General features: G+C 38.8%; 22 protein-coding genes. 18 read left to right on the forward strand and 4 right to left on the reverse strand.

Going from position 1 to position 23,823, the window contains the following annotated elements:
* The first annotated feature begins 147 nt into the window (after positions 1–147).
* The 3 genes from NQ185_RS06120 (at position 148) to NQ185_RS06130 (ending at position 4,735) form a co-directional block, all read left to right on the forward strand.
* Entirely contained in the window at positions 148–1,950 is a 1,803-nt protein-coding gene (locus NQ185_RS06120; protein WP_257580712.1) for an ABC transporter substrate-binding protein, read from the forward strand.
* 101 nt (positions 1,951–2,051) lie between these two features.
* Positions 2,052–2,945, forward strand: a complete 894-nt coding sequence (locus NQ185_RS06125) for a S66 peptidase family protein (protein ID WP_373370787.1) — start codon at positions 2,052–2,054, stop codon at positions 2,943–2,945.
* Positions 2,946–3,058: 113 nt separating this feature from the next.
* Positions 3,059–4,735: a methyl-accepting chemotaxis protein gene (locus NQ185_RS06130; protein ID WP_257580714.1), complete on the forward strand. Its 1,677-nt coding sequence runs from the start codon at positions 3,059–3,061 to the stop codon at positions 4,733–4,735.
* A 44-nt stretch (positions 4,736–4,779) separates the two neighbouring features.
* On the opposite strand, the gene NQ185_RS06135 is transcribed toward NQ185_RS06130, so the two are convergent.
* Complete coding sequence (locus tag NQ185_RS06135; protein ID WP_257580715.1) at positions 4,780–4,914, reverse strand: hypothetical protein; 135 nt, start codon at positions 4,912–4,914, stop codon at positions 4,780–4,782.
* 171 nt (positions 4,915–5,085) lie between these two features.
* On the opposite strand from NQ185_RS06135, the gene NQ185_RS06140 reads away from it, so the two are divergent.
* Complete coding sequence (locus NQ185_RS06140) at positions 5,086–6,471, forward strand: L-cystine transporter (RefSeq protein WP_257580716.1); 1,386 nt, start codon at positions 5,086–5,088, stop codon at positions 6,469–6,471.
* On the opposite strand, the gene NQ185_RS06145 is transcribed toward NQ185_RS06140, so the two are convergent.
* The 3 genes from NQ185_RS06145 to NQ185_RS06155 are packed head-to-tail and all read right to left on the reverse strand — an operon-like array spanning position 6,468 to position 9,301.
* Positions 6,468–7,295, reverse strand: a complete 828-nt coding sequence (locus NQ185_RS06145) for a YihY/virulence factor BrkB family protein (RefSeq protein WP_257580717.1) — start codon at positions 7,293–7,295, stop codon at positions 6,468–6,470. The genes NQ185_RS06140 and NQ185_RS06145 overlap by 4 nt on opposite strands.
* A gap of 15 nt (positions 7,296–7,310) precedes the next feature.
* Complete coding sequence (locus NQ185_RS06150; protein ID WP_257580718.1) at positions 7,311–8,288, reverse strand: NAD(P)H-quinone oxidoreductase; 978 nt, start codon at positions 8,286–8,288, stop codon at positions 7,311–7,313.
* Complete coding sequence (locus tag NQ185_RS06155) at positions 8,285–9,301, reverse strand: phosphotransferase (RefSeq protein WP_257580719.1); 1,017 nt, start codon at positions 9,299–9,301, stop codon at positions 8,285–8,287. Before NQ185_RS06155 ends, NQ185_RS06150 begins: the two co-directional genes overlap by 4 nt.
* A gap of 79 nt (positions 9,302–9,380) precedes the next feature.
* On the opposite strand from NQ185_RS06155, the gene NQ185_RS06160 reads away from it, so the two are divergent.
* The 14 genes from NQ185_RS06160 (at position 9,381) to NQ185_RS06225 (ending at position 23,567) form a co-directional block, all read left to right on the forward strand.
* On the forward strand, positions 9,381–9,566 hold the full coding sequence (locus NQ185_RS06160) for an SE1832 family protein (protein WP_257580720.1): 186 nt from the start codon (positions 9,381–9,383) through the stop codon (positions 9,564–9,566).
* Positions 9,567–9,872: 306 nt separating this feature from the next.
* A complete protein-coding gene (locus NQ185_RS06165; protein WP_257580721.1) occupies positions 9,873–10,778 on the forward strand; it encodes a BadF/BadG/BcrA/BcrD ATPase family protein in 906 nt (301 codons plus the stop codon).
* A 1-nt stretch (position 10,779) separates the two neighbouring features.
* Positions 10,780–11,955: an anhydro-N-acetylmuramic acid kinase AnmK gene (anmK, locus tag NQ185_RS06170; RefSeq protein WP_257580722.1), complete on the forward strand. Its 1,176-nt coding sequence runs from the start codon at positions 10,780–10,782 to the stop codon at positions 11,953–11,955.
* Entirely contained in the window at positions 11,952–12,905 is a 954-nt protein-coding gene (locus NQ185_RS06175) for a GNAT family N-acetyltransferase (protein ID WP_257580723.1), read from the forward strand. The genes anmK and NQ185_RS06175 overlap by 4 nt, the downstream gene beginning before the upstream one ends.
* A gap of 15 nt (positions 12,906–12,920) precedes the next feature.
* On the forward strand, positions 12,921–13,964 hold the full coding sequence (locus NQ185_RS06180) for a serine hydrolase domain-containing protein (RefSeq protein WP_257580724.1): 1,044 nt from the start codon (positions 12,921–12,923) through the stop codon (positions 13,962–13,964).
* Positions 13,965–14,292: 328 nt separating this feature from the next.
* Positions 14,293–15,417, forward strand: a complete 1,125-nt coding sequence (locus tag NQ185_RS06185; protein WP_257580725.1) for an ROK family transcriptional regulator — start codon at positions 14,293–14,295, stop codon at positions 15,415–15,417.
* 127 nt (positions 15,418–15,544) lie between these two features.
* Positions 15,545–16,351, forward strand: a complete 807-nt coding sequence (locus NQ185_RS06190) for a sugar phosphate isomerase/epimerase family protein (RefSeq protein WP_257580726.1) — start codon at positions 15,545–15,547, stop codon at positions 16,349–16,351.
* 32 nt (positions 16,352–16,383) lie between these two features.
* Entirely contained in the window at positions 16,384–17,508 is a 1,125-nt protein-coding gene (locus NQ185_RS06195; RefSeq protein WP_257580727.1) for a Gfo/Idh/MocA family protein, read from the forward strand.
* Between the two features lie 86 nt (positions 17,509–17,594).
* On the forward strand, positions 17,595–18,539 hold the full coding sequence (locus NQ185_RS06200) for an ROK family protein (RefSeq protein ID WP_257580728.1): 945 nt from the start codon (positions 17,595–17,597) through the stop codon (positions 18,537–18,539).
* A gap of 15 nt (positions 18,540–18,554) precedes the next feature.
* Entirely contained in the window at positions 18,555–19,289 is a 735-nt protein-coding gene (locus tag NQ185_RS06205; RefSeq protein ID WP_257580729.1) for a glucosamine-6-phosphate deaminase, read from the forward strand.
* A 12-nt stretch (positions 19,290–19,301) separates the two neighbouring features.
* Positions 19,302–20,369: a Gfo/Idh/MocA family protein gene (locus tag NQ185_RS06210; RefSeq protein ID WP_257580730.1), complete on the forward strand. Its 1,068-nt coding sequence runs from the start codon at positions 19,302–19,304 to the stop codon at positions 20,367–20,369.
* Between the two features lie 59 nt (positions 20,370–20,428).
* Positions 20,429–21,643, forward strand: a complete 1,215-nt coding sequence (locus NQ185_RS06215; protein WP_257580731.1) for an MFS transporter — start codon at positions 20,429–20,431, stop codon at positions 21,641–21,643.
* Between the two features lie 194 nt (positions 21,644–21,837).
* Complete coding sequence (murQ, locus tag NQ185_RS06220) at positions 21,838–22,758, forward strand: N-acetylmuramic acid 6-phosphate etherase (RefSeq protein WP_257580732.1); 921 nt, start codon at positions 21,838–21,840, stop codon at positions 22,756–22,758.
* 107 nt (positions 22,759–22,865) lie between these two features.
* Entirely contained in the window at positions 22,866–23,567 is a 702-nt protein-coding gene (locus NQ185_RS06225) for a PIG-L deacetylase family protein (protein WP_257580733.1), read from the forward strand.
* The last annotated feature ends 256 nt before the right edge of the window (positions 23,568–23,823 follow it).

Below are 23,823 nucleotides of genomic sequence, written 5' to 3' on the forward strand. Positions count from 1 at the left end.
TGCCATTCATTTGAAATGATTTTTCCACTTAAAGTAGGAAAATACCTACTCCACAATTCATTTTCCGTGGTATATTGTATTAAACATATAAAAGGTGAAATGGAATGGGATTAAGTTTCAACTTATTAGAAAAAAGGGTGGGAGGAAATGGTTGCTGACGATTTTATTGCTTTATGGAATTCATTTAATAATACGAAGGAACATGAACCATATCCTGTTTCAATGGGTGCACTTTCTGAATTGTGGTTCTGCACAACTCGTAATGCCAAACTAATTGTTACAAAAATGGTTCAGTTAGGTTGGGTAGAATTTGTCCCTGGAAAAGGGCGAGGAAACCGTTCTATATTAACCTTTAGAAAAGCGCTCGAAGATATTTTATTTGATAAAGCTGTACAACTTGTCAAACAGGGTGAACTAAAGGAAGCACTTGAACAAATTCAATTATATGGTGAAGGTACTCAAGTGAAAGAACGGATTATGTCATGGTTGTCCGACTACTTTGGCTACAATGTTGAGGACGGTGAAGATGATCGAATTGAGATTCTCCGCTTTCCAATTTTCCGTCCGATTACAACCTTAGATCCCGCACGTATATATTATGAATTAGATGCCCATATGGCCAGTCAAATATATAATACTCTAATTGATTATGATCAATCATCCCACCAAACTAAAGGGATACTTGCACACTATTGGGAGTCCAATAAAGATCAAACGAAATGGGTGTTTTATTTACGGAAAGGTGTTCTATTTCATCATGGAAAGGAACTTGGGGCCGAAGATGTAGTTCATACGATTAACCGTTTGCGAAATTCACCTCATAAGTGGCTCGTAAAACAAATAAAAGAAATGTTAATCCATGATAAATATACGATACAGTTTAATTTAAATAGTCCCAATTCTCTGTTTTTAAAATATTTAGCGTATATTCCAATGTCTATTCTTCCGGCCGATATGCCAAATGACGAATTTCCAAGTTGTCCAGATGGCACGGGTCCATTTAAAATGATAAAAAACACAACGAAAGCCTGCATTCTTGAAGCTTTCCCATCTCACTTTTTAGGAAGACCACAGCTTGATCGCATAGAAATTTCTAGGGTGCCTAATGATGAAAAAATACTGAATCTGGAAAGGCAAAATTTTGAACGACTTATAGTTAATCATGAAGAAGCTGCTCATTACGATGATAGCTCATGGGAGATACACGAAGAAATTTATGCGGGAAGCAGCGTTTTGAGTATGAATTTATCGAAAAAAGGCCCGCAAAACAGCTTTTATTTTCGCAAGGCTTTACACTGCTTAATTGATAGAGCCAAAATGGTTTCTGCATTAGGGGAACCTCGTTTGTACCCGTCAAATGGATTTCAATTAAGGGGTCTTCCTTCTGTTATAGACCGAGAACACAATTCATCAGAAGTGAGATTGCTGCTCCAGCAGTCAGGCTATTCTGGTGAGCCGATTCAATTGTACTGTTATGAACGGCATGGACCTGACGCCTATTGGTTACAGGAAGAATGTTTAAAATATGAAATTAACTTAGAAGTAAACATTGTCAATTGGGAGGAAATGGCTCAAATCGAGTTGATTAAGCAGGCAGATTGTATATTATTTGAGGTCCTTTTAGGAGATAAAGAGATTTCACAAATACATGATTACCAGTTTTCCAATAGTTTTTTACGCATCCATTTAAGCGATGAATTAGCCGGAAAAGTAGATGAGAAAATAGACGAAGTTTTACAAGAAACGAATCCAAGTATGAGAGAAAGCAGATTGTTGGAAATAGAAAGTATCTTAAAGGAACATTATGCAGTCCTCTTCCTCGTCCATAAAAAACTTGGAACTGCTTTTCATCCATCTGTACAAGGGGTTCATATGAATTCAAGGGGATGGGTTGATTTTAAAGATATTTGGTTCCAGCCTGAAGGAGTAAAGGCTGCGTTGTTTGAATAATTTGGAAGAAGCCATCATACAAATGATTAAGTTGGCTTCTTTTTTATTTTCATCCAAAGGAGTGCATTCCATTGACAGTACAACAAATTCAACCTATCAAAATGGGCGATACGATCGGGCTTACCGCCCCAGCTGGCCCAGTGAACAAAGGGCGGCTGCAACAAGCAATTTCTGTAATAAATGAAATGGGTTTTAACGTAGAGGTGGGTGAGACATGCTATGAACAATATGGAGGATATTTAGCTGGAACCCCTATACAACGAGCAGCTGAATTAAATTCAATGTTTGCCAATCATGAAATTTCCGCCATTTTTTGTCTTCGCGGTGGTTATGGTTCCTTGCATTTACTTCCACTGCTAGACTATGAAACGATTAAACGGAATCCGAAGCTATTTATCGGCTACAGTGATATTACCGCACTTCACATAGCCTTCCAACAAATTTGCTATTTGCCAACGATTCATGGACCTATGCCGGCATCCGATTTGGTTGACGGTGATGAGTTCACACTTAAATCATTGTATTGTGTTTTGACAGAATATCCATACGTAGGTCCTATAGAGAATCCTGAAAATGAGCCTATAAATTGCCTTGTACCAGGGGTGGCGAAGGGAGTTCTAATAGGTGGGAATCTATCTGTATTGGTGAGTACGCTTGGAACACCTTATGAAATAGATACAAAGGGTAAGATATTATTTTTAGAAGATATAGGTGAAGAACCGTACCGAATTGATAGAATGCTAACCCAACTTTCCTTGGCGGGGAAATTTTCAGATGCTGTAGGAATTGTTCTAGGTACATGGACTGAATGTTCATCGGAACGATATGCAAATGGATTTCAAGTAGAGGATCTTTTTGAAAAAATAATTGCACCAACAGGAAAACCGACTATTTTTAACGTAAGTGCTGGTCATGGTAAACCTACTTTATCTTTACCTTTAGGTCATTCTGTTTTTCTTGATGCCGAGAAAGGTAAGTTTTCAATTGTAAAATGATAGTGAAAGAGCAAAATTTGGCGAATTAGGAAAATAGTATTAAAATTTTTACGAATATAGCCGATAATAGAATGTATATAGGACAGAAGATATAGAAGGAAGATGGTGGGGAAATGAAAAGTTTAAAGGGGAAAATATTAAGAGGCTTTTTAATCGTTAACGCTTTAGTATTAATTATAAGCGGTTCCAATTATTTTTTTACGACCCAAACAAATAAGCAAACGACCCAGGTAATCGAAGAACAACTACCTGTACTCGTATTAGCCGAAAAATTAAGTGTGAACATAGCGGAACGGACTTCACATTTAAGTCTTTATCTTTTATTCGGACAAACAGGATATATGCATGCATTCGAAGATTCCACAGCTGAAAGTAAGGAGTTAGAAAAACAACTATTAGCCAAATCTTCAACTAAAGAAACAAAGGAGCTTATTGAAAGGCTTAATAATTGGGAAATTGCAACCGATGATATGGTGTTTAAAGAATTTCTAGCTGACCGTGATATTGCGCGCGATAATTTTAGAAACACAATCGAGCCACTAGGCATAATTTTAAGAGATTCCTTCCAAGAACTATCAAATAAACAAGAAAAGAACATAACAACTAATGCCGAAAAAGTAATAAGCGCTGGTGAAAGAAACTCATTAAGCAGTGCGGTTATAGGTGTTATCGCTCTTATCCTAGGTTTTATCATCGCGATTATGACGGCTAATTCAATATCTAGGCCAATCGTTAGAGTTGCTAATCGTATGCGTTTAATAGCTGAAGGTGATCTTACTCATGATGATCTATTAACTAGATCAAAAGATGAAGTTGGTGTGTTGATTGGTTCTGTAAATGATATGAATCGTCAAATTCGATCCATGGCCCAAGAAATTGGGAATGTGTCGCAAACTGTTACGAGACGAAGCGAGGAGCTTAGCCAATCTGCTATGGAAGTAAATTCTGGCAGTCAACAAGTGGCAACGACGATGGAGGAGCTTTCCATTGCTGCTGAAACACAAGCCCAGTCTTCATCCGATTTAGTTGAATCGATGGGATCGCTCACAGCAAATATACATAATGCCAATGAAAGCGGACAAAGGGCGAGCCATGTTTCCAGCCAAGTTTTAGAGTTGACTGAAAAAGGCAATGAAGCGATGACAGAGTCCATTTCTAAAATGAAGTTAATTGATGAAAACGTGAAAGATGCGGTTGGGAAAGTCCAAAGCCTTGAAGGTCATTCCAAGGAAATTTCACAACTAGTCAAAGTAATTTCCGATATTGCTGAACAAACAAATTTACTAGCTTTAAATGCCGCTATTGAAGCTGCACGCGCTGGTGAACATGGAAAAGGGTTTGCGGTTGTTGCAGGGGAAGTGAAAAAGCTCGCTGAACAGGTGGCAAGCTCAGTTTCCAATATTACGGGAATTGTTTCTACTATTCAAAAAGAAACAGGTGAGGTTGTCCATTCATTGAATGAAAGCTTCGTACAAGTTGAACTTGGAACAGAACAGATTAGGTCAACTGGCAGCACATTCGAAACGATTACTGAATCAATCAAGCAAGTAGTAGATCAAATCCAAATTATTTCACAAGACTTGGACAATATTGCAAATAGTACAGATGTGATGAATGCTTCCATTTCAAATATTGCTTCGATTTCTGAAGAGGCATCAGCTGGAATTGAAGAAACAGCAGCATCCGCCGAACAGACAACAAGCTCGATGCAGGAAATTGCTGCAAACTCAGAATCTCTTTCTGCAATCGCTGTTGATTTGGATAAATTGATTAGGCAGTTCAAGGTATAAGAATATAAAAAATGAGACCATGGTATAGGAGGGGTGAATCTATACTAAGTGGTCTCTTTTTTTGTTGGAATATTGACGTTGTTTTTTTGCTTTTTTCTTTTCTGTAAAAGTTCTTTAGCAAGCGGATATACGACTGGAGCAGCCTTGATCGCAAAGCGTAATATTTTTGAAAAACGCATAGTTGACATCCTTTCGCTTTTTTTATAAGTTTCCCATTGCCATTCGATGCTAAACCTATAACATAGTTTTAGCTAGTACAGGTTATGATAACCATATTAAGGGAATATCATTGAAGTAAGTTATTTTTCTTAACTAATCGGCCATGGAATCTAAAACTAAGGGGGAGCATGATGGACACACTGTTAATTATCATAAATATTGCCATATTTCTCTTGCTTATATTTCTATTATTTCGAATGCAGAAAAAGCATATTTCCTTTTCCAAACGGGTATTTACGGCATTGGGGATTGGGATTGTTTTAGGTCTGGCCATCCATTTAGTGTATGGGACGGATTCTAATATTACTAAGGGGTCTTTGGAATGGTTTAATATCGTCGGCAGTGGATATATTTCTCTATTAAAAATGATTGTTATGCCATTGGTTTTTATATCAATCGTCTCTGCCTTTACAAAATTGAAGTTAACGAGTAATCTTGGAAAAATAAGCGCTCTTGTCATAGGAATCTTATTAGGTACAACGGCTATTGCAGCTTCGATTGGAATTGCAACTGCATTAGGCTTTAACTTGGAAGGGATTCAGCTTGAGGAAGGCGAAGCAGAGGTAACACGAAATACAGAACTTCAAGAAACAGTCGGGGGAGTAAAGGATATGACAATCCCTCAACAAATCGTCACTTTATTTCCACAAAACCCGTTTATGGAGCTAACAGGGGCCCGTCCGACTTCTACAATTGCAGTCGTCATTTTTGCAGCAATTATCGGAATTGCATACTTGGGAGTGCGGAAAAAGGAACCGGAGCATGCCGATTTCTTTGCGAAAATCATTGAGACCATCTACACCGTAGTCATGAGGGTTGTAACTCTTGTTTTAAGATTGACTCCATATGGCGTACTTGCTTTAATGGCGAAAGTAACAGCAACAAGTGATTACTCGGCGATTGTGAAGCTTGGTAAATTCGTCATCGCTTCCTATGTCGCGTTAATCATAATGTTTGCGATTCATTTACTTTTATTGAGTCTTGCCAAGCAAAATCCAGTTACGTATGTTAAGAAGGCGATGCCAGCACTTGCATTTGCTTTTACATCACGTTCTAGTGCGGGAACTTTGCCGCTCAATATTAAAACCCAGCACCAAGAATTTGGAGTATCTGAAGGAATCGCAAATTTTGCAGGTTCATTCGGCCTTTCGATTGGGCAAAATGGATGTGCGGGGATATACCCGGCTATGCTAGCCATCATGGTTGCACCTAATGCTGGAATAAATCCACTGGATCCTACTTTTATCTTCACGTTAATTTTGATTGTTGCGATTAGCTCTTTTGGTGTAGCCGGAGTTGGCGGGGGAGCGACATTTGCCGCCTTGCTCGTTTTGTCCGCGCTTAACTTGCCAATTGCAATTGTCGGATTATTAATTTCCGTGGAGCCTTTAATTGACATGGGGCGAACAGCATTGAATGTAAGTGGAAGTATGACAGCAGGGGTATTGACGGGAAAAATAACTGGAGAATTGGACCAAGAGGTTTATAAGCAGCCAAAACAGAACTTACAAGTTTAAGTTGAAGGGTCGGGGACTTCCTCGGCCTTTTTTGCTATCCAAGTTGCGTTTAATAATCCACCAATTAGAAGAACCGCAGCCGTAAAGTAGAACCAAATCATTAAGACAATAATATTTCCTAATTGTCCGTAAAGCCTTGTATAACTTGCTGCGAATGATACGTAATAGGAAAAGCCTACAGAAACAGTTTGCCAGCCAATCGTTGCGAAGATGGCCCCAGGAATGATGTTTTGGATACTCACTTTTTTACTTGGCACCACTTTATAAAGAAATAGAAAAAAGAAGAATAAGTAGATTGAACCGATAACCCATTTTGACAAAAACCACCATTTGTGAAAAGAAGGAGGTAATTCAATATGTGTAGCCAGAAAAAAGCGGCCAATTTCTTCACCAATCGGCACAAGTAAAGAAATGGTCAACGTTACCATTAAGCTTAACGTTAATATTAAGTCCTTTCCGAATGCGAGAAAAAATCCTTCTTCCCGGACGATTTTATAAGCATCATTCATAGCACGTACTAGCGATTGAACCGCCATAGATGCAATCCAAAATGCAGCAAGCAAACTGAAAGAGGCAATTTTCGTCTGTTGTTGGCCAAATATGCTCAAAATATTTGATTTTATTAAATGAAAACTGCCTTTAGGGGCAAAAGGCTCAATTGCGCTCAGGATATCTTCAACGCGAACCGGCAGGAAACTGACGAGCGAAAAGGCAAAAATGAGAAAGGGGAAAATGGACAGCATAAAATAATAGGCCATCTGCGCCGACTGATCATGAAATCGATCGATAAAAAAACGTTTAATGACGGTCAATATTCTGTCCATTGCTCCATCCCTTTTTTACGGAATTTGTAGTATAACTTTCCCCGAATTTTTATTTTGCTCCATATGGGAATGGGTCTCATTTACTTTTTCCCACTCCCAGATAGAATCAATAATGGGCTTTAAACGACCATTTTCAAACTTAGATAAAGCGAAATCAGTAAAATCCTTCGTCAAGGCTATTTTATTCTTGATAGACTGTGAACGCAGGGCGGTGCCGATGATTTGAAGTCTTTTGAAAAGAAGTTTTCCTAGATTGACATCGTTAAGCTTCGCGCCTCCCATTGTTCCAATTAAGATGAGTTTGCCATCAGTTGCGAGAGAATCAATGTTTTGTTCCCAGTATGGAGCACCGATAAAATCGAAAATCAGGTTGACACCTTTTCCAAATGTAGCATCCATTACTTTTTCATGAAAAGGTCCTTCTTTATAATCAATGGCCTCTGCCGCTCCTAAAGAAAGACATAATGATCGTTTCTCCTCTGTCCCAGCTGTTACAATAATATTTGCTCCAATTTCACGTGCTAGTTGAATGGCAGCTGTTCCGACCCCGCTAGCACCTGCATGGATTAGGATCGTTTCTTCCTTCTTAAGTTTCCCCAACCAAAACATATTTAAAAAGGCAGTTAAAAATACTTCCGGAATAGCTGCTGCTTCTTCAAATGATAAGTTTTGTGGAATTCTTATTGCCATTTCAGCTGGAATTACCACATATTCTGCGTATCCGCCACCCGGAAGAAGAGCGCATACACGATCGCCTTTTTTCCACCCTGAAACATTCTCTCCAACTTCTTCAACGACTCCGCTCATTTCAAGGCCGAGGATAGTAGAAGCACCTTGGGGAGGCGGGTAAAGTCCACGCTTTTGAAGTAAATCAGCCCTATTTAGTGCGGTCGCTCTTACTTTGATAAGGAGATCACTTTTACCCATATGCGGCATGTCTGTTTCTCCAATAAAAAGCTGTTGCGTTTTTTCTTCCACTAAAATAGCTTTCATGATTTTCCCACCTTCTGTTCAAGTTTTTGCAGTCCTTCTTCAAGGCCATCCCAACGGTTTAAACAATGATTTTTAATCATATCGATATCATTCAAGCGTTGCTCTTCATTCAATTGATATACGAGTAAATTTCTCAACCAGCAATACAAATTGTGAAGCTGGGCCCTGAAGGAAAAAAAACGTAGTAAATCAATGTTTGGCTCAATATTTGAACCGATTTCATCTTCATATGCTTTAATAAAAGTAATGGGCATTTGGGTAATATAACCCGCCAGTTCCCGTTCCATCGGGGCTAAAATAACAGATTCCCAATCAATGATAATAAGGCCAGATGAGGATTCGATGAGATTCCCGCCCCATAAATCGCCGTGGCATATGACAAATGGAATGTGAATGTTTTTAAAGGAGCTGGCTAATTCTTTTATTTGTTTAATAAGTGAAATAATCTCTTTTTCCTTTGAGGTTATAATGTTAACAAGTTCTTCTGATGCGGATCTTTGCGGAAGGGTCGAAACGTAAGTATGCAGCTCGTCCAAAAATTGTATATCAAACGTTTCATTGGGAAGTTCAATATCTTTTCCGGTTTTTTCTGTTGTCATATGCAGCTTTGCTGATAGTTTAGCAATATGACATATATGATTTTCTTGCAAAGGATACGAATTAGCAAGCGTAGGACCATCAATCCACGGGAATAATATTAAAACAATATCATCTATTTCTATTTTATTCCGTTTATCCTTCGTTAAAATTGGATAAATGGCAGCTGGGAATAAATTCTTTTCATGTAATTCCGTTAATAATGGTAGGTAGTACTGCGCTTGTTTAACCGCGTCTTGCTGAATTTTTTTATCCAATAGTTTTAAATAAAAGGAATCTTCGTTTTCACAGCGAATTTTATAACTATAGGATTTATCACCAAGTGGAATAAAGGATATTGAGTCCACTTGCAAACCATAATAAGATTGGATTAATTGACTCATTTTTTTATGGGCAATGTGGTGCGGTTGTTTCAACGAGATCCCTCCAGTTTTTTTATTACTTTTATATGTATGATATGATTTTAACATTATGGGAGTAAGAAGGTGATAAACCATGACCAAAAAGGAGATTCAATATAAGATTGAAGATTTAAAGGCGGATTATGTACGACTGCAGCATGACTTGGAAAAATTAGAATATGTAAAAGGCAATCTCCATCCATTGGAAAAACAATTGGAAGGCATCGAACGTGAACTTCAGGATTTAAACCGAAGACTAACAGAACTAGAAAATAGATAATAACACCAATAAGGCACAATCTTTGTGCCTTATTTTGCTTTTTTGATTATCCGAGGGGAAATTGCTTTCATAATTATTTCTAATTATATCAAGATTTCAACTGAAATTGCGAATCTATCATACTTCCTCTACAACTAGACTATATCAAGATAGTTCCAAACAATAGCCTAGCCCCACACTTAGCTTAAATACATTATTTTCTTAACTTCTTGATAAGGGAGATATTCATATATAAAATAATATTGAAATTAAATTTTATAATATTTATATAATGGGGAAATGGAATTTTAAAAAAGGGGGATGGGGATGACATATATAATTGGTATTGATGCTGGTGGGACGAAGACAACGGGACTGATATTGGATGCCCAACAGAATATTGTATTTCAAATTGAAACGGGTTACGGAAATCCAAATGTAAATTTTAAAGAGGCGTTAGACAATGTTTGGGGAGCGGTGGCTGCTTGTCTGAATAGTCAATACGGCAAAGATTGTGAAGCCATTGTAGCGGGAGTTGCAGGTATTGAAGCAGAAGGGAATCGTAAGCGTTTTAAAGAGTTTTTCTCCGATAAAACGAAAATACCAGCTATTTTTGTAAATGATGCTGTTCTCGCTTACCACGCTCTATTGAATGATCAAAATGGCATTTTGACGATTGCGGGTACCGGGTCCATTTCTTATGGTAGAAATGAAGAAAAAGAAGGCTACTCTGGTGGTTGGGGCCATATTCTAGGTGACTTTGGAAGTGCATATGATATTGCGATTCAAGTTTTTCGCCAAATAACGAAAGAAGCTGATCAAGGATTGCCGTATTCCCCACTTTCGCAAGCATTGATACAGGAGCTGGGCATTACTTCAGCAGATGGATTAAAAGGTTTTATATACAACGCTACTAAAGGGGAAATAGCTTCTATATCGTCATTTATTTTTGCAGAGGCGCAGAATGGAAATAAAGAAGCTCAACGTTTTTTCCGTAACGCTGGAGTTCAATTGGGCAATCAAACTTTTTCGCTTTTTAAGAAATTGGAACTAGATGGCCCTTTAAAAGTTGGATGCAAAGGCTCTTTATTAGAAAAAAATCCATACGTCAAAGAGAAATTCGAATCTCATCTTCAAAAACTTATAGGGGATGTAGAATTCATAAGAAATGAAGTCACTCCCGCCGTTGGAGCTTTGTCTGTAGCACTTTTATATTTAAAAAAGGGGGCATAGCATGGGGAAATTCGCTGTCGGTTTAATGTCGGGGACTTCTGTTGACGGAATTGATGCTGCATTAGTGAAATTGAATGGCTTTGGTGTACATACAAAAGTTGATTTAGTCTCATTTTTTACTGTGCCATTTGCTTTTGATGTTAGGGATGAAATATTACGCAGCATGGATTTAGATACATCGAATTCAGCACTCATATGCAGCTTACATTTCAAACTAGGCTATTTATTTGCGGATGCTGTAAAAATGGTATGCAAGAAAGCAAAAGTTCCGTTAAGTAAAATAGATTTCATCGCTTCTCACGGGCAGACGATTTATCATTTACCACAACAAGATGGCCAGCTTGCTAAATCAACATTGCAAATTGCTGAGCCTGCTGTTATCGCCTACGAGACTGGTATCACAGTCATTTCGAATTTTCGTTCGATGGATATGGCAGCTGGTGGGGAAGGGGCACCACTTGTTCCTTATGCAGATTTTTTACTATATAGGAGTGATTCAAGGGGGCGTGCATTGCAAAACATTGGCGGCATCGGCAATGTAACAGTGCTCCCAAAACAATGCACGTTGGATGACCTTATTGCCTTTGATACGGGGCCCGGTAATATGATTATCGATGAACTATGTAAAATCTTGAAGGGGAAACCTTTCGATAAAGCAGGGAAATGGGCTTCTCAAGGAATTGTCCATAAAGAAATGGCACAATCTTGGCTGACAATGGATTATTTCAAAATGGCACCGCCAAAATCAACGGGGCGTGAATTATTCGGTATACAATTTACAAAGCAATTACTTCAGTCATGCGGTGATTTACCTGCTGAGGATCTAATTGCAACAGCTACGTATTTTACTGCACTCTCGATTGCGGAATCGTATAAACAGTTTGTATTTCCTAAAGCTCATATCGATGAAATGATTATTGGAGGCGGCGGTGGATTTAACGAAACATTAATCCAAATGATTAGGAGTCTTTTACCGAATATCACTGTATTAACTCAAGAAGACATGGGCTTTTCGTCTGAAGCAAAGGAAGCGATTGCATTCGCCATCTTAGGCAATGAAACTATGAATGGTAGACAATCCAATGTTCCTAAGGCAACCGGTGCGGATGGCGCAGTCATTCTTGGTTCTATCACACTCCCGCCTAATGGAAGAATGAATTTTGGAGGAAATGTATGAAGATTATTCCACTTAATAATAATAGAATTAATGATTTAATAGATTTATGGAACAAGGAATTTTCCAAAGAGTTTCCGATGCGGAGAGAGTTGTTTATACAAAATAGCTTTGAAGATGAAAATGTGTTTCTTCCAGGATCATGGATGGCAGTGGATGAGGATAACCATGTTATTGGTTTTATCATCAGTAAGCGCTGGCAAGATCCAATGCCTGTTCCGATGCCCGCTGATGTTGGCTGGATTCAAGTTTTGCTAGTCAGTAAAGAGGAGCGAAATAAAGGAATAGGTTCACTGTTATTAGAAAAGGCTGAAATGGCATTAAAGGCGGATGGAGCAACAGAAATCCAACTTGGCGGAGATCCATTGCACTATTTTCCGAGTGTGCCAGCTGAATATGAAAAAAGTTCCGAGTGGTTTGAACATAGAGGCTACGAATACTTAGGGAGTGAATATGATTTACTCGCAAATTATGATTCAACAGCGGAATCAGAAATGCCTAACCTCGACGGAATAGAAATAGAGATTTTAACATTAAAGGATAAAGACGAAATGTTAAAATTTATGAACCGGGTCTTTCCGGGAAGATGGGAGTATGAAACGATTCGTTATTTTCAAAAGGGTGGTACCGGGAGAGAATTTGTCGTTTTAAAGAAAGCGGGAAAAATCATAGGTTCTTGCCGAATAAGTGATGAACATTCTTCGGTCATTTATAACAATGTGTACTGGTCCCCGTTGTTTTCCGAACCCCTCGGTGGCATTGGATCTGTAGGAATAGATTCAACGGAGCGAGGAAATGGCTATGGATTGACCGCCGTATTGGCAGGTATTTCGATATTGCGGAGTCGCGGAATCAATAAAATTGTAATTGATTGGACTACCATCGTTGATTTCTATGGGAAAATGGGTTATCAAATTTGGAAGGAATACCGGAAATATCGAAAACAACTATAAAGGGGGGCGTTGAAGATGAAAGAAAGAGTCATCCATTTTTTGCAAAAAGAAATAGATTTAGAGAATATCCCCGGCGCTGCCATTTACATTTCTTATAAAGGAACTCCTATTTTAAAAGAGGTTATCGGTAATCGAACTCTCACTCCTACAAAAGAACTGATGCAAATGGATACTGTGTTTGATCTTGCATCATTAACAAAAAAAGTGACAACGATGACAGCATCGTTACAATTACTGGACAAAGGTGAGATACGACTGGATGACCCTGTTTCGTACTTTTTTCCTGAGTTCAATGAAAACGGAAAAGCTGAGGTAAGGATACGTCATTTGCTTACACACACTTCTGGTTTGCCTGCACACAAGCCATTTTATGAAGAGGAATTAAAAACAGCACAAATCATTGAGAAGATATGTGCCGAAAAGCTTGAAAATCCAGTCGGGCAAAAAGTAGTTTATAGTGATTTAGGCTTTATATTACTGGCCTCATTAATTGAAAAAGTAGTAGATGCACCATTTGCCGAATATGTTTCAAAGGAGATTCTAGCTCCTTTGGAGATGCATGAAACAGGATTCAATCTTACCTTTAGCCGCGCGCGATTTGCCGCGACAGAATATAGTGAAAAACTCAATGATTACAAATATGGCATCGTTCATGACGAAAATGCAGAATCGATGGGTGGAGTGAGTGGCCACGCCGGATTATTTTCCACGTTGAAAGACTTAGCCAACTTTGCACATATGATTGAAAACGGTGGAAGCTTTAAAGGAAAAAGGATAATTTCAACAGTCGCGTTAGACCTTTCGAAACAAAACTTCACCCCGTTTGATGAAGAGGGAAGAGGTTTAGGTTGGCAGATTCATAGTCCTAGATTGTCGTGTGGAGATTTATTTTCTTATTCTTCTTATGGGCATACCGGATTTACAGGTACGAGTATGTGGTTTGATCCAGAAATCCAACTCCACGTCATTTTATTAACAAATCGAGTACATGCCAAAAACCAGCAAGCGATTTTAAGGCTGAGACCAAGATTACATAATTTGATTCGGGCGCAGTTATAAAGCATAAGGAATCGGACCTCATTTTATGAGAGTCCGTTTTTTCCACTGGAATCTCATCAATCATATCGTAAATATCACCAATTAAACTCTAGATTCCAACAATCATAAAGGCAATCTCATCAATCATGCCGGAAGTTTCATCAATTATGCCAGTAATCTCATCAATCCAATCAGAAGTTCGAACAATATCCTGAAGTTATCCCCTATTTAAATCCGAAGTCTTATAAGAAAAAGTCATCCTCATTCCACCGCGCTAGTGAAAAAGTTAACTTTTCCCTGTTTCATGTATAATAGAAAACAAATAACGAAGATGTCGAAGGTGTGTCATATGAAAATCAGAGGCAATCAACAAATGCTAAGGGAAATTAATAAGTCCCTTTTATTAAACCTTATATATCTCCACGGACCTATTTCAAGAGTAGAGCTGGCGAGGCTAACGAAACTTAGTCCAACAACGGTTTCCGTTTTAGTGGAAGAGACCATCAAAGAAGGAATTATTCACGAAACGGGTACAACTGGTTCCGGGGTTGGCCGGAAAATGACGATGCTGAATATCAATGCGGAAAATGGATATGTGATTGGCATTGACTTATCAAGGGAATCTTCGCGTTTTATGATGCTTAATTTACGGGGAGACATCGTCCGAACAGAAACGATGGATTGCTTTATTGGAGAAGATGCTCTTCGTGAAAAGTTACCGCTGGCGATTGATCATTTTCTTAATCAGCAAAACATTAATCATGATTTTATAAAATGGATGGGGCTTGCAGTGCCCGGAATTATAGATGAAGAACAAAAAACAATTATAGGATCAAAGTATTTAAAAGTTCGAAACTTCCCAATAAAAACAAATCTGAGTGAGCGGTTTAATATTCCTATTCATATCGTAAATGATATTGAAGCTGCTGGATTTGCTGAACGTTTTAGTGGCGCGGCGAAAGGAAAAAGTACAATTGTTTATATATTAATCGATTATGGCACAGGGGCAGGCTTCGTCATGAATAATCAAATCTATCGGGGGGCAACGAGCCAGGCTGGAAGAATTGGAGATTTTCATCCATACGGAATCGATGCATTATATCAAAGGCTAATAGTAGACTATCAAGATAAATTGATCGAAGGCGATAAAGAAGCGACAATTGAGAAATTTACTCAACTTGCACTAGATGGAATTGAGCCATACACGGAAGATATGAATTCAATCATTCATAAAGTTGCTAAATATTGCGGAAATGTTATTCAATTATTAAACCCGGAACAATTAATACTGAGTGGATGGATTGCTGCAAACGAAATGCTTGCTAAGCGTTTGACAGAATTAATCCATGAATATGAAGATGGTTCAGAAAATCCAACACCGGTAAATACATCCCATTGGAAAGATGAGGGACCTGCAATCGGCGCTGCTACATTAGGTTTATATGAAATGTTTAAAACAAAAACGGTCCGCTAAATCTCACGAATTAAGTTTTAAAAAAACTCGTAATATATTGATTAATTAGACCGTAATGTTATAATATGATTAATTATTTCATCCACTGGAATAATTAATCAAACTACTCTAGAGGAGGTTTTTTATAGTGAAGATTTCGATTGGCGGCTACTCATTCTTCAACACGTTTCTAGAAGGGAAAATGGATATTTTCGGGTACTTGGAGTCAGTAAAATATCGTTACGGATTAGACACAGTGGATATTTGGAACGGACAATTTACGATAGGTGAACCTGATATCTCAAGGGTTCCGGATGAAGAGTTTTTGAAAAAGGTACGCGAGGCAATGGACGAAAAGGGGCTGACATTAATCAACTATGCTATAGATGGTGCGCATATTTGGGATGCAGATCCGGACAAGCGTGAACAACTTTATCAAAATGCTTTAGGTCATCTTAATGCGGCCGAAATTCTCGGAGCTAAAACAGTACGTATCGATACAGGTGGTTTTTTTGGCAATAATCCTGATTTTGATATGAGCATGACTGATGAACAGCTTGAATATATCGTCAAACGATACAGGGAGTATTGTGAGCGCGGAGCACAGCACGGTTATACGGTTGGACCTGAAAACCATATTGGGCCTTCCTTAAGCCCTGTTCAAATGAAAAAGATTGCTGAAGCTGTTGACCATCCTAACTTCGGAATCCTCCTACATATTGGCAGATGGAAAGAAGAGGCTGAAAAGGGCGATGAAATGGTGGCGCCATGGGTTAGTCACACTCATTTTGATTCAAGAACTGCCGTAACGGAAGATGCACAAGATAAAATTCGTATGCTTCAAGAAAATGGCTTTGATGGCTATTGGGGAATTGAATATAATGCCGATAAAAATCAATACATTGAAATTGAATGGATTTTAGGGACAGTAAAACGTCTTTTAGCTACATTATAAGTTTAATGGATTAATAGAATTGGAGGGATATGATGAGAAAGATACGAATTGGAGTAATTGGTGTCGGACAAATTGGGAAATCACATTTAAATAATTATGCAAATATCCCAGATGCGGAGATTGTAGCCGTATGCGACGTGAATGAGCAAGAAGCAAGGAGAGTAGCGGAGCAGTACAATATCCCTAGCGTCTACACTGATTTTCGTGAACTGTTGAGTCGAGAAGATATTGAGGCAGTGGATGTGTGCTTACATAATAATTTCCATGCCCCAATGACGATTGCTGCATTAGAAGCAGGGAAACATGTGTATTGCGAGAAGCCGATTGCGGGCACATATTATGACGGTAAGAGAATGGTGGAAGCTGCAAAAGAAACAGGTAAGATGCTCCATATTCAATTAGGCACCCTTTATCGCAAAGAAACAAAGGCTGCCAAAGCGTTGATTGATGGGGGAAAACTAGGGAATATTTATCATGCGCGTTCAACAGGCTTTAGAAGAAGGAATCGTCCGTTTGTTGATGGCTACGGTACAAAATTCTTTACGAAAAAAGAAACCGCTACCGGCGGCGCGCTTATTGATATGGGAGTCTACCATATTGCACAAATGCTCTATCTGCTAGACTTGCCAACGCCAACCCGCATTTCTGGAAAAGTGTATCAAGAGATGGACATGGATCCTAAAAGACGCGCGGAAAGTGATTTCGACGTTGAGGAGCTGGCATTAGGTTTTGTTAAATTCCAAAATAATCTCACGCTTGATATTATCGAATCTTGGTCTGTTCATTTAGGCGGATTTGAAGGGCCGAGCATTTTAGGTTCTAAAGGCGGTATTCGATTACCTGTATTTGGAGAAGGCAGCCAAAATCAATTTAGTTTCCACTCCACTGTTTGCGACATGGATATGGATAGCACGGTCAACTTAGATTTACTCGATTATCGCTGGCATAATCTAAGGGAAAATGAGGACGCTTACGATTCATCGCAACATCATTGGATCGCCGCTCTTCAAGGTAGAGTAGAACTGTTGCCAACAGCACAAATTGCACTACAAACAATGCTGATCAGTGATGGAATCTATCTTTCTGATAAGCGTGGAGAAGAAGTGTCTGCTGAAGAGCTTGATACTTTGGCAACATCCACGTCCGTTACGATATAAAAATCATCTAAGACTTAAAAGTAGCCCTGAAATTATTGAAACATAATTTTAGGGCAATTTTATTAAGTTTGAAAGGTATTGGTCGTATGAATCAAGCTGTGCTTGGGGTAGATGTTGGCGGAACAAATATACAAATAGGTCTTGTTACTGAAACAGGGAAAATAGTTGCTAGCAAAAAATATCGAATGAATCGTTATTCCCAAGATGAAGCAATTGCCGCCATTATTGCCGCAATTGATGATTTTGTAAAAAGTGCAGACGAATTAAAAGCAATTGGAATCGGCTTAGTAGGACATATTAACCCCGAAAATGGAGTTTGGGAAAGTGCGATTAATATCCCGATAACAAAACCAGTCCCTCTTGCCCAACTAATATTGGAGAAAACGAAAGTACCCGTCTTTTTGGATAATGATGTCAATGCTGCTACATTAGCCGAGATGAAGTGGGGAATAGGGAAAGAAACAAAGAACTTTATTTATGTGAATGTAGGTACGGGAATTGCGATGGGAATGGTTGAAAACGCCAAGCTGATAAGGGGAATCACTAATTATGCCGGGGAAGTAGGGCATATGTATATTGGCCGGCTAAGAGAAGGATTTGGAGATGGCTATTTAGAAACAATTTGTTCAGGTGGTGGGATGGTCAAACAAGCCCTGAGCGGTTTTGAGGCTTACCCTGACTCCATTTTAGCTTCTTATCATGAAGACGGCCATTTGCATTCAGGTACTATTTTTCAAGCTGCAGAAAATGGGGACAAACTAGCAACTATCATTGCGGACCAAGCAATTGAAGGATTGGGGATTGGATCAACGAATATCGTCAATCTATTTAATCCCGAGCATTTAGTTTTTGGCGGGGGCGTGTTTAATCATCTGCCATTATTAGAAAAAATCCGTCGGCACGTCGATGAAAACGCGCTCCCAGTCTCAAGGAATAGTTTAAAAAGCATATCAATTACTTCCTTGAATCACAATGACATCGGATTACTTGGTGCTGCAAGTATTGCTTGGATGAATGAAAAGCGTTCATGAGAAAGGCGGATAATGATGGAAATCCTTATACTCGAAGAAAATAAATTTGACGACAAAGCCGCTGAAATCGCCTTAACGCAAATAAAAAACAAACCGAATTCCACGATTGGATTTGCGACAGGAAACACGACCGTCGGCTTTCACAAAAGACTTGCGGAAAAGTTATTAGATGAGAAAGTGGATATAAGCACGTTTTCCACTTTTAATCTAGATGAATACGTTGGAGTTTCCAGTCAAAATCAATCAAGCTGTTATTATCGAATGGAAGAACAGTTTTTTAAACCTCTTAAACTACGAAAAGATCAAATTAATTTTTTGAATGACCTTTCTGAACATGAAGATCTACAACAAAGATGTATCCAATTTGATAAAAAGATTGAAGAGTGTGGGGGCATCGATATCCAATTTCTCGGAATCGGTTTAAATGGACATATCGGTTTTAACGAACCAGGCACAGCCTTTGAAACAAATACACATGTAGTAGATATCGATTTAAATACTAGAGAATCAAAAATATCTGTATTCGGTTCGTTGGACAATGTTCCGAAGCAAGGCGTTACGATGGGGATTAAATCAATAATGATGGCTCAGAAAATAGTATTACTCGCTAAAGGTGAAAGTAAGGCCGAGATTATTTTTAAATCATTAACAGGACCCGCTACGAAAGATATTCCGGCATCCGTTTTACAGCTTCACCCTAATCTTGTCGTCATCCTAGATAAAGCAGCCGCGCAAAAAATAAACCAATAATGGGGCGATACAATGAGTAAAAAAGACGTGAAAGTTGGAATCATTGGAACTGGCTTTATGGGTAAAGGACATGCAATCGGCTATCAGATGTTCGACATCGAAATCGGGATGTTTGCGTCAAGAAGTATTGAAAATGCCAAAGCAGTGGCAAACGAATTTAATGTAGAAAGATGGACAGACGATTGGCGTAAACTCGTTTCGGATCCTGAAATTGATTGTGTTGATATTACGGCCCCTAACCATCTGCATTATGAAATGGCGATGGCCTGCATCGAAGCGAAAAAACCTTTTTTGATTGAAAAGCCACTCGCAATGAATACGAAAGAGGCGCAAGAGATTGTAGATGCTGCAAATAAAAATGGCGTCATGGCAGTTTATGGTGAAAATATGCGGTATAAGCCTGCGCTCGTACGAATCAAACAAATCATTGACGAAGGCGGATTAGGGGATATTATTATGCTCCGCTCAAATGAAATCCATAATGGTCCATTTCATAGTGATTGGTTCTGGGACGCAGAGCTTGCGGGCGGCGGTGCAACCATCGATATGGGCATCCATGGTCTATATACATTAGAATGGATAATGGGATCGAAGGTAAAAAGAGTGTATGCAGAAATGGATGTATTGAAATGGGACGAGTACTGTAAAAACGGCTCCGAGGATACGGCTGCAGTTATATTGCGGTTTGAAAATGGAGGAATCGCCGAATTATTAATTAGCTGGGCGATAACTGGTGGGATGGATGTCCGCCTAGAAGTATTCGGAAAAGAGGGGACAGCTTATGTGAGCACAACACATGATGCTGGAGGACTTCGAGTCCATAGCCACCCAGGCTACGGGAAATCGCTTGAAGAATTATCAAGCCTAAAGCCACATGTTGTATCGACAAAAGGCTGGAGCTTCCCATCTCCAAATGATGAATTGCAGCAAGGGCATGCGTATGAAGTAAAGCATTTTATAGACTGTGTAAAAGGGAAAGATGAGCCAAAGAGTACTTTAGAAGACGGGCTTAGGGCGCTTGTATTAGTCGAAGCGATTTACGAGTCTGCTAGAACTGGGAAAGCAGTAGAAGTTAGTTAGTATATGGAGAAAATATCAGCCTGTAGGTCAGAAGGTTAGAAAGGACATCAGTGTGATAAATGGCTAAAAAAGAATCGTTATTAGTTGTAAAATTATTTAATTTTTCACTTTATGGGGCACTTGCAGTCTTAATGTCCTACTTCCCCTTATATTTCCAAGAAGTAGGTTTTAGCACTGTAACAATTGGATTGCTACTCGCGGGAGGGCCGTTCGTTTCCATCTTTGCCAACCCTTTTTGGGGTTACTGGAGCGATCGTCTTCAAAATATAAAGCGCATCTTAATTATTATGTTAATTGGAAATGTCATCGTTGTACAAATCGTCTTCCAATTTAACGCACTTCCTCTCGTATTTTTAGCGATGCTGCTTTTCTTTAATTTTCAATCACCATTGTTTTCACAAAGTAATAGTTTGATTTTAAACACGATTGAAGGAACGAAGTATAAGTTTGGAACCTTTCGCCTTTGGGGGTCGCTTGGCTGGGCACTAATGGCAGTAGCTGCTGGGCCGCTTATTAATATTGTAGGGATCAAAAACCTGTGGATATTGTATAGTGTCATGATTATTGTGACAATCCTTATCGGCTTGAAATTACCACGGGGAAAAGTGGAAGGGACGAAAGCAATCCAAAAAGGAGGATATGGAAAAGCATTATTAGGGAATAAATACTTTTTAGTTTTTGTCATATTAGGAGTATTGATTTCAGTTCCAAACTCTATCAATCATACATTTTTGTCTCTTTATATTAGGGAACTAGGGGGTTCCGTCGTCCTTGTCGGCTGGTCGGCATTTTTGACAGCTATTTTTGAGGTGCCAGTCTTTTTGTTATTCGATCGTTATTTGAAAAAACATACACCTACAATGTTTGGCTTATTAGTTTTAATCAGTATCCTATTTGTTTTCCGTTGGTACTTAATGTCGATTGCTACAGGACCTTTGCAAGTTGTGTTCTTTCAAATGCTCCATTGCATCACATTTGGAGGCTATTACTATATCGGCACAACGTTGACTGCACAACTTGTTCCAGTCGAATTAAGGGCAAGTGGCCAAGCGATTTATGCACTTACATGGGGCGGAATTTCCGGTATCATCGCAGGAATTTTCGGAGGCTGGATGTTCCAACAGCTAGGCCCTAATGTGATGTATTTTGTGAGTGCCATGATTTCTTTATTAGGGGTCGTTGGGTTTGCAGCACTTTGGATGAAAATTAGCAGGGCAGCTAAACAAAATATCGCCATTGATCGCAGAACTGAGAATATGCCTGGATCCCAGTAAGAGTGTTTTCATACAGGCACATTACTGGGGCCTTTTTTAGTTGAATAATATTGAAATATAAATTCACTTTTAGTTTATTTTCATTAAATTACTATTTCATACCCAGGTAATTCCATGTATAATGAACTCAACAACATGAAGATTCTATTATGTTGTCGTTCTAGAACATTTAAAGAAAGGCGGGTATGAAATGAATGCAGAAAAACCTTTCGAATCTAACAACGGAACAAATGAATGAGAGTACAATGAATATTGATCAAATGTCTTCATTGGAAATTATTAAACTTATGAATACTGAGGATAAAATAGTTGCAGAAGCAGTTAATCGGGAACTGCCGCATATTGCCGCAGTAATAGATGCCATTCATCATTCTTTTAAAAACTGCGGTCGACTCTTTTATATTGGTGCAGGAACAAGCGGTCGGCTTGGTATTTTAGATGCATCTGAATGTCCCCCAACTTTTTGCACATCCCCCGAAATGGTGCAAGGTATTATTGCGGGTGGTGATACAGCGATTAAAACGGCTGTCGAAGGTGCTGAAGATAGCAAAGATTGTGGAGCGAATGATCTAAGGGAAAAAGGATTATGCGCAGTCGATATTGTTGTGGGGATTGCTGCAAGCGGTAGAACTCCATATGTTGTAGGGGCTCTTGAATATGCTCGAAGTATAGGTGCTGTAACCGCATCTCTTTCATGTAATAAAAATGCTGAAATCAGTAAATATGCAGACCATCGAATTGAAGTGATTGTAGGGCCGGAAGTGTTAACCGGATCGACACGATTGAAAGCAGCAACTGCACAAAAAATGGTGCTAAATATGTTGAGCACTGCATCGCTGATTAAAATGGGAAAAGTGTATAACAACCTAATGGTCGATCTTCATGCAAGCAACCAAAAGTTAATGGAGCGAGCCCGCAATATGGTGATAACGATTACGGGCGTTTCTCCAGAGGAAGCTGAAAAGTTTTTAAAAATCACTAATCAAAAGGTAAAACCGGCTATTTTAATGATATTGGGTGAGGTGCCCTTTAACGAGGCGACTCAATTGCTTCAAGAGACTGATGGATTATTAAGAGAGGCTATCTTAAAGGCAAAAGAAATCCAGCTTGGTTAGGAAATATAGCCAAGCGGGTTTTACTTAGTTAAATGTAAGCGTTAACGTGAATTATTGGTTAATCTTAATAGATTAATATAAAAAGTAGTTACAAGGAGGAAAAAATCATGAATTTAGTCGTAGTAGGAGCTCACTGTGGAGATGCAGAAATTCAAGCAGGTGCAATAGCCCATAAATATGCAAAAGCAGGACATAATGTCACATTTTTGCATCTGACAGCAGGTGAAAAAGGAAACCCGCCTAATATTTCGGTAGAAGATTATCGCGAGCAAAAAGTTAGAGAGTCTGAAAAAGTGGCTGAAGTGCTTGGTGTTAATACAATCACATTAGACTATAAAGATGCTGAACTCACTTTTAACGATGAGATTATCACTCATGTTGCTACTTGGATGAGGAAATTAAAACCAAACGTCGTGATTACGCACTGGGAAAATAGCATTCATTCCGATCATATTATGACGTACAGAATTGTACACGCGGCCCAATTGAAAGCTGGACTTCCTGGTTTTGATTTAGAAGGTCTTCCAGCACATTACTATAGCTTCTATCATAGTGAAAACTGGGAAGACATGGATGGCTATGATCCTGATCTATTCATCGACGTATCAGAAGAATTTGATACATATTTAGAGGCTTTGTCACACTATTGGTTCATCATGAATTCAACTTCCTTCCGTTATTACGATTACTATAAAGCCCTTGGTACAGTAAGGGGATGTGTCAACCGTACAAAATATGCCCAAACATTAAAATTCCCAACAGGAACGAATGTAAGAAAAGGCGGATCATTGCCTGGGTATGAATTATAAAGGCTCTTTTCCCAAACATTGTTGCTATTAGTTGTAGCTAAATAACGAGAAATAGATTTTACCCTCGGAACTGATATTAAAATGGGAAAAGAGCTACCAGCTAAATAAAAACCGCTAAACTTCCTTATTAGGCGTAAAAGCCGGCTCTTGGGCTTTTACAAAAAGAACAAATTTTAAGAAAATAGCCATTATAAAAGAATACTATAAAAACAGCCTGTAAAATCAGGCTGTTCTTCATATTTCCACAAGAGATGAG

It is taken from the genome of Lederbergia panacisoli (assembly GCF_024626525.1).
Taxonomy (GTDB): domain Bacteria; phylum Bacillota; class Bacilli; order Bacillales; family Bacillaceae_C; genus Lederbergia; species Lederbergia panacisoli.